The organism is Paenibacillus sp. y28 (assembly GCF_037137075.1).
Taxonomy (GTDB): domain Bacteria; phylum Bacillota; class Bacilli; order Paenibacillales; family NBRC-103111; genus JBBBNV01.
In genome coordinates, this window is sequence record NZ_JBBBNV010000096.1 from 1 (window position 1) to 1,378 (window position 1,378).

Here is a 1,378-nt window from a genome sequence, read left to right on the forward strand (position 1 = left end):
CTAGTGCTTGATTCCGCAAAAGTTCCAACGGTAATAGGGCAATCTTACCAAGGGTTATGTTACACTTGATGAACATAGCAAAGTTCATCGAGGTGATCCCAGTGGCAAGAGGACCAAAAGCAGCTGAAATCCTGGTAAGTGAGAAACAACGTGAACTACTGGAACAATTGATTCGGCGGCGAAACACACCGCAAGCATTGGCGAAACGGGCACGCGTAGTCGTAGAGTCGGTCAAAGGCGTCAACAACACAGCCATAAGCGAGCTTTTGTCATTCGATCGCCCGCAAGTGGTCCTTTGGCGCGGACGTTGGATCACACATTATCCTCAGTTTTGCCAAATCGAGCAGCTGCATCCCGAAGAATTGGAAGACGCCATTGTACAACTGCTTCAGGATCAGCCTCGTCCAGGAGCACCGGCGACTTTCACCGAGCAACAAGTGCTGCAAATCATGGCGATTGCATGTGAAGATCCGATGCTCAGCGAACGGCCGATCAGCCATTGGACACCGCGCGAAGTACGTGATGAAGCGATCAAACGCGGCATTGTCTCGTCCATTTCGCTCACACAAGTGTGGCGTTTTTTAAAATGAAGCCGATTTGCAACCCCACCGATCAAAAGGCTGGATGAACGCCAAACCGCAGGATCCTGTCGAGTTCGCCGAGAAAACGCGGGAAATCAGTCGGCATTATCGGTTGGCTCCGCTGCTGCATACGCTTGGCGTGCATGTCGTGTCGATTGATGAAATGACGGGGATTCAGGCATTGGAGCGACTTCATCCCTTACTTCCCATGAAACGGGGGTTGGTGGAACGGCGAGAATTCGAATACATCCGCCATGGCACGCTCAGTCTCATTTCCGGCTTAGCGGTAGCGTTAGGTAAAATTGTTTCATCCACCATGGCGCAGACACGTGGCGAAACCGATTTTGCCGCCTACATCGAGCAGTTGATCCAAAGCGACCCACAAGCCGAATGGGTGTTTATCGTCGATGGACTGAACACCCATCAGTCGGAGAGTCTGGTTCGACTGGTTGCGCGACATTGCGAGTTGGACGATACGCTGGGACAGAAAGGCAAGTCGGGTGTGTTGGCCCGACTTGCCAGCCGCGCTGCCTTTTTAACCGATTCCTCTCATCGCATCCGATTCGTGTACACGCCCAAGCACTGCTCTTGGTTAAACATGATTGAACTCTGGTTCAGCATTTTGGTTCGTCGTTTGCTTAAGCGTGGAAATTTCAAAAGTACCTTGGACTTGCAAAAGCAAGTCTTTCAGTTTATCGAATATTTCAATGTAACAATGGCCAAGCCTTTCAAATGGGCATACAAGGGTAAAGCCCTGAGCGTTTAAACGTTGGCCTATTTGCGGAATATAGCACTAG

The 1,378-nt window shown here is 50.6% G+C and carries 2 protein-coding genes; both read left to right on the top strand.

Going from position 1 to position 1,378, the window contains the following annotated elements; all coding sequences use genetic code 11:
* Window positions 1-68 precede the first annotated feature (68 nt).
* A complete protein-coding gene (locus WBG83_RS22415; RefSeq protein WP_336747615.1) occupies window positions 69-590 on the top strand; it encodes a helix-turn-helix domain-containing protein in 522 nt (173 codons plus the stop codon).
* Between the two features lie 34 nt (window positions 591-624).
* Window positions 625-1,347 carry a transposase gene (locus tag WBG83_RS22420; RefSeq protein WP_336747614.1) on the top strand — a complete coding sequence of 241 codons (723 nt, stop codon included), beginning with the start codon at window positions 625-627 and terminating at the stop codon, window positions 1,345-1,347.
* The last annotated feature ends 31 nt before the right edge of the window (window positions 1,348-1,378 follow it).